This window comes from Lentzea xinjiangensis, assembly GCF_900110955.1.
In the GTDB taxonomy this organism is placed as follows: domain Bacteria; phylum Actinomycetota; class Actinomycetes; order Mycobacteriales; family Pseudonocardiaceae; genus Lentzea; species Lentzea xinjiangensis.
The window spans coordinates 17,820-27,041 of the sequence record NZ_FOFR01000034.1 but is presented as its reverse complement, the minus strand read 5'-3'; the positions used below and the strand labels follow the sequence as shown (position 1 = coordinate 27,041).

1 protein-coding gene is annotated in these 9,222 nt (G+C 72.9%); it reads right to left on the bottom strand.

The window, feature by feature from the left end:
• Nucleotides 1-22 precede the first annotated feature (22 nt).
• Nucleotides 23-9,214 carry an SDR family NAD(P)-dependent oxidoreductase gene (locus BMW88_RS39185; protein WP_089961773.1) on the bottom strand — a complete coding sequence of 3,064 codons (9,192 nt, stop codon included), beginning with the start codon at nucleotides 9,212-9,214 and terminating at the stop codon, nucleotides 23-25.
• Nucleotides 9,215-9,222: the final 8 nt, after the last annotated feature.

Here is a 9,222-nt window from a genome sequence, read left to right as displayed (position 1 = left end):
TCCTTCCGAGAACGAGGTGGGCTCAGGCGAGTGCATCGGGTCCCTCCCGGTTGGCCAGGACCGCTTCCAGCAGGGCGGTGCGCGCGCCGACGTCGAAGGAGGGTGCGGCGAGCACCGTCACGGGGACAGCCGCCGGGGCCTGCGGGGCGTTGGCCGCCGGCACCCAGTAGCGCTCGCGGGCGAACGGATAGGTGGGCAGCACGAGCACACGCCGTTCACCCGGCGGGTGCAGGCTCACCCAGTCCACCGTGCGGCCTTCGCACCACAGCGCGAGAAGCCGGCCGAGATCGCCGTCCCGCACCGCGGCCACGGCCTCGGGCTCCATCTCACGATCACGGCGCACGGCCGCGCCACGTGACCGACGCAGGCTCCCGGTGTGCAGGCTGGCGGTGTGCAGGCTGGCGGAACCCGCGAGGAACGCGTCGAGCGCGGCGACGACGTCTTCGAGGTCACTGGCGACGAATCCCAGGCGCTGCTCCATCTCCTCCCGGCCGACCTGGAGCGTGAAGGCCAGGTCCGCGAGCGACGGCGAGCTCTCGCCGAGGAAGGCGCGCAGCTCCCCGGCACGGGCCAGGAGGCGGTCGTGGTCACGAGCCGAGAGGACGATCGCCTGCGGGCCGGCGGCGGGCACCGGTTCCGGTCGCGACGGCGGGGCCTCCAGGACGACGTGAGCGTTGACACCGCCGAAGCCGAAGCTGCTGACCCCGGCGCGCAGCGGCAGCTCGGCGCCGGACGCGTCGGTCCGCGCCCGCCAGGGCCGCGGTGCGCGCAGCACCTCGAACCCGCTGCCGTCGAGCTTCAGGTGCGGGTTCAGCCGGTCGAGGTGTGGCACCGGCACCAGTTCGCGGTGTCGCATCTGCGCCAGCACCTTGAACACCCCCGCCAGGCCGGCTGCCGCCTCCGCGTGGCCGATGTTCGCCTTCACCGCGCCGAGCGCCCGCGTGGCCGAGCCACCCAGGTTCCGGTAGGCGGTGGTGAGCGCTTCGACCTCGACCGGGTCGCCGAGCGCCGTGCCCGTGCCGTGCGCCTCGACGAAGCCGATGCTGTCCGGGTCGATGCCGCGCATGGCCGCCTCGATCACCTCCGCCTGCGCCGAGGCGTTCGGAGCGGTGAGGGTGGCCGCGCGGCCACCGTGGTTCTCCGCCGTGCCCAGGACGACACCGTGGATGTTGTCCCCGTCGCGCAGTGCGGCGGACAACGGCTTGAGCAGCACGGCCGCCACACCTTCCGCGCGGACGTACCCGTCGGCGTCCGCCGAGAAGGTCTTGCAACGCCCGTCGGGGCTCAGCATCCCCGCCGCCTGCGTCGAGACGAACGTGTCGACGCTCAGCAGCAGGTTCACCCCGCCGGCCACCGCCATGGCACAGCGCCCGGACCGGATGCTCTCGACCGCGCGGTGCAGGGCCACCAGCGAGCTGGAGCACGCGGTGTCGATCGGCTCGCTCGGACCGCGGACGTCGAGCAGGAACGAGATCCTGTTCGCCAGCACGGCGTGCGAGTTGCCGGTCGCGGTGTAGCCGTCCGGTTCGACACCACTCGCGTTGAGCAGGTGGTGGTAGTCCGAACCGGACACGCCGAAGAACACCCCGGTGTCGGCGGGCAACCGCGCGGGCGGGTAGCCGGCGTTCTCCAGCGCCGTCCACACGGTCTCCAGCGCCAGCCGCTGCTGCGGGTCCATCAGCTCGGCCTCCAGCCGCGACAGCGCGAAGAAGCCCGCGTCGAACCGGTCGACGCCCTCGATCAGCCCCGCGAACTTCGGGAAGTCCGCGCGCGCCACGACCTCGGCGTAGCGGCCGTCGAACCGGCCGGCCGGGTACGGCGAGACGAGGTCGGCGCCCTCGCGCAGTCGTTCCCACAGGGCGTCCGGGTCGTCCGCACCGGGGAACCGCCCGGCGAGGCCGATGATCGCCACGGCGTCGGTTTCCTGCCCGGCTGCCGGAAGAGCTGCCGGAAGGGCAGCGGGGAGAGCGGGCGGGAGCGAGGACGGCACCGCGGGAGCCGGGTCGGCGGGCGCGGACGTCCCGACCTCCTCGGCCAGCCTGCCGACGAGCCCGCGGATGTTGGGGTGCTGGAAGAACACCGCCGGGCTCAGGTCGATGCCGAGCCGGCCACCGAGCTCCTGCGCGAGCGAGGCCAGGCTGATGGACTCGAAGCCGAACGCCGGGAAGTGCGTGTCGAGGTCGACGTCGGCCGGGTCGGTCTTGAGCAGCTCCGCCACGGTCTCGCGGACCTGGGCGGTCAGCCGGTCCCGCAGCTCGCCGGTCCGGTCGCCCGCACCGGTCACGGCGGCCGGTGGCGTGTTGCCGAACTCCACGCCGTCCCAGCGGCCCAGCACGGCCCCGGACTCGTCGAGGAACCGCACGTCGAACGCGGAACCGTTGTTCTCCAACACGATCGCCCTGGTGCCGTCGAGGTTCACGCCCTCGGCCGAACGCAACCGCACAACCGTGGCGTCGGCGTCCGAGGTGAGGAGCTGGACGCCCTGGACCAGCCCGTTGAGCACCCAGGCCGGAACCCGGACGCGTCGCTTGTGCGGGTCCTGCGACACGGCGGGTTCCGCGACGCGGATGAGCGATCGCCGGCCGAGCTCCGCTACTCCCTCGACCACCCTGGCGTAGGGCCGGGCGTCCACGCCGAGCTCGCCGAGCTTCGCGTAGAACGCCCGCTCATCCATCGACAGCGGTGCGTCGATCGCGGAGTCGCGCTGCCGCACCGGTTCCGCGGCGGCCACGAGGTCGGCGCCGAACACGACCGCGCCGTCCTGGTCGTGCAGTTCGGCGCGGTTCGCGCCGAGCCGCCAGGTGAGCCGCTGTTCCCGCGACGGGTCCGGCAGCGCGGCCCAGCACGCGTCACGCACCGCCCAGCCGTCCCCGAGGCCCGCGACCTCCGCGAACGCGAGCACACCGTCCACCAGCGCGATCGTGGCGTAACGCCGCTCGCGCCGGACCGAGTACACGTAGTCGAGCAGCTCGTCACCGCGCAGTTCGAGCCGGTAGCGGATGCCGCCCAGGTCGGACTCGTTGACGCCCACCCACGGGTGCGCCCGCCGCGCGAACGCGATGGGGTCCAGCACGCTCGGCGCGTCGTCGAAACCGGGGTACCAGCACCGGACCCGCTCGAACGGGTAGCCGGGCAGCGACAGCTTGGCGGGGCGTGCGGCCCGTGGCCACAGCGCGTCCCAGTCGACGTCCGCACCGGCGGTCCAGGCCGCCGCGAGCGCGCGGAGGTCCGTCTCGGCGAGCGCCCTCTCCACCTCCGTCCGCTCCGGCGGGTCGGTCACGCCCATCGTGCTCGGCACGAACCACACGCCGTCCGGCGCGACCGCGTTCGTCCAGTCCACTGCGGACAGTTCGGCCAGCTTCGCGGCGACGGTCCCGGTGTCCGCGGCGACGAAGGCGATGCGGCAGGGCAGCTCGTTCTTGCCCGTCTGCAACGTGTAGGCGAGCGAGTCGAGGCCGGGCCGGGTGGCCAGCACGTGCGCGTGCAGGTCGCGCAGCACGCGCCCCAGCGCCTGCGGGGTCGTCGCCGAGCAGACGACCAGGCGCGGCAGCCCGGACTCGGCCACCTGCGGGCTCACCGGCTCGTGCTCCTCGACGACGATGTGCACGTTCGCGCCACCCGCCCCGATCGAGGTGACACCGGCGCGCCTGGGCACCGGCTGCCCGTCGATCACCGGGCGGGCCCACTCGATGCGCTCGTGCTGCACGACGAACGGCGTCTCGGTGAAGTCGATCGCCGGGTTGAGCGTCTCGGAGTGCAGCGACTTCACCAGCGTCCGGTGTTTGAGCTGCAGCAGCACCTTCGTCAGGCCGACGATGCCCGATCCCGACAGCAGGTGTGCCACGTTGGACTTCACCGAGCCGAGCGCGCAGAAGCCGCGGTCGGCGGTGTCGCGGCGGAACGCGCTGGTCGCGCCGCGGATCTCGATCGGGTCACCCAGCGACGTCGCCGACCCGTGGCCTTCGAGGTAGCTGATCGTGCGCGCGTTCACGCCCGCGTCGTCCAGCGCCTTCTCGATGGCGCGGGCCTGCTGCACCGGGCTGGGCACGGTGAACCCGTTGCGCACGCCCGCGTTCGTCATCCCGCTCCCCCGGATGACGCCGTACACGTGATCCCCGTCGGCCACCGCGTCGCGCAGCGGCTTCAGCACGACCATGCCGACGCCCTCGCCGAGCACCGTGCCGTCGGTGCCGAGCCCGTAGCTGCGCAACAGGTCGGCCGTCTTGCTGGTGAAGTGGGCCTGGGAGGTGGCGATCAGGTCGTAGGGGTGCAGCATCAGGTTGATGCCACCGACAACAGCCATCCGGCACTCGCCGGCACGCAACATCCGCACGGCCTGGTGCACGCACGTCGACGAAGACGCGCACATCGTGTCGAGGAACATCGACGGGCCGGTGAAGCCGTAGAAGTACGAGAGCATGTTGGCGAACACGCCGATCTCGCTGCCGCTCGTCGCGGTACCGCGCATCAGCATGTTCTGGAACCCGTACAGCGAGTAGCTGTTGTTCATCGAGCCGACCAGCACGCCGACGTCGCCCTGGTACCGGCGCTGGATCGTCTCGCGGGAGTAGCCGGCGTCCTCCAGTGCCGTCACGCCCGCTTGCAGCAGCAGCCGCACCTCCGGCGAGAGCAGTTCGGCCTGCCGCTGGGAGAGGGAGAAGTACCGCGGGTCGAACGCGTCGACGTCGCGCAGGAAGGTCCCGATCTTGACCACGGACTTGCCGAGCACGTCCCGCTCGCCGTAGTAGATGTCCTGCTGCCGCCAGCGCTCCCGCGGCACCGGCTCGAAGCTGTGCCGGCCCTCGCTGAGCAGCTCCCAGAACTCCTCGAGCGTGTCCGCGCCGGGGTAGCGGCCGGACATGCCGATCACCGCGATGTCGCGGTCACCCTGCTCCGCCCGCGGCCCGGTCTCCGCGCGGGCGATCGGCCGCTGGTCGGCGACCGGCTCCCACGACGGCTCCGTCTCCTCCGGCTCGGACTTCTCCGAACCTTGCGGCACCACGGTTTCCACCGGCGCCTGTTCCTCGACCTGACCGAACATCTCGACCAGCCGGGGCCGGTGCTCCGCGAGGAGATGACCCGCGACCCCGCGCAGGTCCACGTGCTCGAAGAACAGCGTCTTCGGCAACGAGCCGAAGTCGTCCTCCAGCCGGCTGGTCACGTCCACGATGACGAGCGAGTCGATGCCGTAGCGCTCCAGCTTCTGGTCGACCCGGATGCGCTCCGGGTCCTGGCCGGTCAGCTCGGCGAACAACCGCCGCAGGTGCTCCTCCGTGCGTGCCGTCAGCGTTTTGTCGTCCACTTCGGACCGAGCAGCGGCGGGCGCGGCGACAGGACGCGCGGCGGGCACGTCCTTCGTCAAACCCGAGTAGCGCCGCAGCTTCGGCGCGTCGCCGTACATGACGATGCGCTGTGCGGGGGCGTCGGTGGCCAGGGCCCGTTCCAGCGCACCGAGTGCGTCCGCGGTCGGCAGCGGAACGGTTCCGGTCGTCTTGCGCAGGTAGGCCTCGGTCGCCGGGTCGACGCGCATGCCGCCCTCCGCCCACAGCGGCCAGTCGACGGCGCGGACGACGTGGGAGGAGGCCCGGCGGGCCCAGGCGTCGAGGAAGGCGTTCGCGGCGGCGTACCCGGTCTGCGCGGCACCGCCGAACGTGCCCGCGACCGACCCGAACAGCAGCAGGAAGCCGGCGCCGTGCTCCCGGCACACCTCGTCGAGGTGCGCGGTGCCGGTCAGCTTGGGGGCCAGCACCGGTCCGGTGGTTTCGAGCGGGGTCGTCACGAGGTAGCCGTCGTCGAGCACGCCGGCCGCGTGGAAGATGCCGTCGAGACGGCCGAAGCGGTCGTTGATCGCCTTCGCCGCGGCGCGGACGCTCGTCAGGTCGGTGACGTCGGCCTGCCGGTACTCGACCCGGTCGCCGAAGCGCTCCCGCAGATCGGCGACCTCCGCGCTGTCGGCCCGCCGCCCGCTCAGCACGACGCGCGCGCCGTGGCGCGTGCACAGGTGTTCGGCGATCTGACGGCCGATACCGCCCGCACCACCGGTGATCCAGTAGACGCCGTTGTCCCGCAGCAGCGACTCACCGCCGCCGGAGGCGGGCAGTTCCTCGGTCTCCCTGGTCAGGCGAGTACCGGAGAGGTCGTAGGCGATCTCGGCGTCGGCCGATCCGGCTTCGGCGCGCACGATCGTCTCGAACCGCGCCGGGTCGACCGGACCGTCGACCAGCACGACCTTGCCCCGGACCGCCGGGTTCTCCTTGTGCAACGACTTCAGCACCGCGGCGAGCGGAGCGAACACGGGGTCGTCGGGGCGGCCGGGCGCGACGACGACCACCGTCCGGCCGGCCGGTCCTGGCCGGTCGAGCAGCGTGCGCAGGTGCCGGTAGCAAGCGTCGAACACGACCTTCGCGGCGTCGGCGGGCGCGGCCGGGAGATCCGTCGGCAGCGGCAGGACCTCCGCGTCCAGCCGTCCGGCGACCTCCCGTGAACGGTGTTCCCCCAGCACCGCGTCGAGCACGACGAGCGGGCCCGCGGCACCGGTCGCAGCCGCGGGTCCGGCGGTGCGCCAGACCTGGTGCGCCTCGATGAGGGTGCCCTCGGCCGTGCGGGGCGCGAGAGGGCGGTGCGTGTAGCCGCGCAACCGGGCGCACGGCGTTCCGTCCTCACCGAACAGGTCGAGGTCGACCTTGGTCTCCCCCGCCGCGCGGAGCACCGCGTGGACGACCGGGCCGGCCGGTGCCAGCAGCGTGAGCTCGTCGAGGGCGAACGGGACGGCGACCGCGTCGGGCCGGCGCCAGCCGGTCCCGTCCGCGCCCAGGGCGAGAACGGCCTGGAGCGCGCTGTCGAGCACGACCGGGTGCAGCAGCCAGCCGGACGCCGCCTGCGCGGGCACCCGGATCCGGGCGAGCACGCCGTCCGCACCCCGTGACACCGCGTCCAGGCCGCGCAGCGAGGACCCGTGCTCGATCCCGCTGGCGCGCAGCGCCTCGTACCCGCGGCCCACGTCGACCGGCTGCGGGAACCGGGCCGCCAGGTCACCGGCAGCCTCACCACCGGACCGGCCGGCGGTGAGCTGTCCGGTGGTGTACCGGTTCCCCTCGTCGTCGAGAACGGTGAAGCCGAAGCCGCCGGCCCGGGGTTCCAGCCGCAGCCGCACGGCCAGCCGGGTTCCCGTGACCGCCAGCGGCCGCAGCCAGCCGACGTTGCGCACGCTCGGCACCTCGATCCCGCCGATCCGCTCGGCGGCCGCGAGGACGAGGCCGAGCACGGCGACACCGGGCACGACCGGAACGCCGTTCACCACGTGGTCGCGGATGATGTCCTGACCGGCGTCGAAGGTCAGCGGGAACGTCCAGCCGCCGTTCTCCTCCTCGCCGGGGCCGAGGGACGGGTGACCGGCGGCTTCCAGCGGCCGGAACCAGTACGGCGTGCGGGCGAACGCGTAGCCCGGCAGGTGGATCCGCCTGCCGGTCGCGGGCCAGGCCGACCAGTCGACCGGGAGGCCGCGCACCCAGGCACGGGCGAACTTCTCCGTGCGCCCCTGCTCCCGCCACACGGTCGCCAGCTCCGCCAGGTCGCTCTCGTCGAGCACGGCGGCCTGCTCGTCCTCGGCCTGGCCCCGCACACCGCGTCCCCGCAGCGAACCGTCCGAAGCGAACGCTTCGAGCTGACCGGCCCAGTCCTCCAGGTCCCGCGCGTGGAAAACCACTCGCACGGGCAAGGGCACGCGCCCGTGCCTCAACGTGTGCGCGATGTCGGCCAACGAGGGCGGCACGTCCTCCGCGAGCCGCGTGCGCGCCCACGTCGCCAGCCCGGCGCACGTCTCGCGCAACCGGTCCTCGTCCCACGCGGACACCGGCAACCATTCGTCCTCTTCGGACTCCGGTGTGGGCTCGACCGGCGGAACGGACTCCAGCACGGCGTGCGCGTTGGTCCCCGCGAAACCGAACGAGCTCACCCCGGCGCGCAGCGGCTCGCCGTCCGGCGCGGTCCACTCGGACAGCTCGTCGACGACGCGGAACGGCGACCCGGCCAGGCTGATCAACGGGTTCAGCCGCTCGAACCCGACCGTGGCCGGCAACCGGCGGTGCCGCATGGCCGCGATGACCTTGAGCAGGCCGGCCACCCCGGCCGCGCCTTCGAGGTGCCCGATGTTCGTCTTGACCGAGCCGAGGCCGCAGTGGTGCTCCCCGCCCGTGTCGCCGAGCTCGGCGAACGCCTTCTTCAGGCCGCGCACCTCGATCGGGTCACCGACCGGCGTCCCCGTGCCGTGGGCCTCGATGTAGCTCACCGATGCCGGGTCGATCCCGGCCCGCCGGTAGGTGTCGACGATCAGCTCCGCCTGCGCGTCGGGGTTCGTGACGGTGAGCGAGCTGGTGCGGCCGCCGTGGTTGCTGCCGATGCCGCGCACCACCGCGTGCACGGGATCGCCGTCCCTGCGCGCATCGGCGAGCCTCTTGAGCAGCAGGACACCGCCGCCCTCGCCGCGCACGTACCCGTTGGCCTCCGCGTCGAAGGTCTTGCTCCGGCCGGCCGGCGAGAGCATGCCCGCCTTGCTGAACGCGACGAAGTGCCGCGGCGACCACACCAGGTTGACGCCACCGGCCAGCGCCTGGTCGCAGTCGCCCGCCTGCAACGCCTGCACGGCTTGTTGCACCGACACCAGCGAACTGGCGCACGCCGTGTCGTTGACCACGCTGGGGCCGCGGAAGTCGAAGAAGTGCGAGACGCGGTTGGCGATGACCGCGTACGCCGCACCCGTCGGGTAGTACGCGTCGATCGTGGGGAGCTCCTGCTCGACCAGTTCCGCGTAGTCCCAGTGGCACACCCCCATGAACACACCGGTGCGCGAACCGGCCAGCTGGTCGGCCCGCCAGCCCGCGTCCTCGACGGCGTGCCAGCTCAGTTCGAGGGCCAGCCGCTGCTGCGGGTCCATCAGTCGGGCCTCACGCGGGGAGATGCTGAAGAAGTCGGCGTCGAAGCACTCGACGTCGTCGACGAAACCGCCCCAGACGCTGGCCGTCTTGTCGCCGTCGCGGCGCGGGTCACCCGCGAAGTCCGCCGCGCGCCACCGCTTCTGGGGCACCTCGCTGATCAACGAGCGCCCCTGCTCGAGGTTCGCCCAGAACTCGTCGGCGGTCCGCGCACCGGGCAGCCTGAGTGCCTGTCCGACGACCGCGATCGCGGTGTCCTGCGCGCCGGAAGTGTGCTGTGTCATGGAGGTTC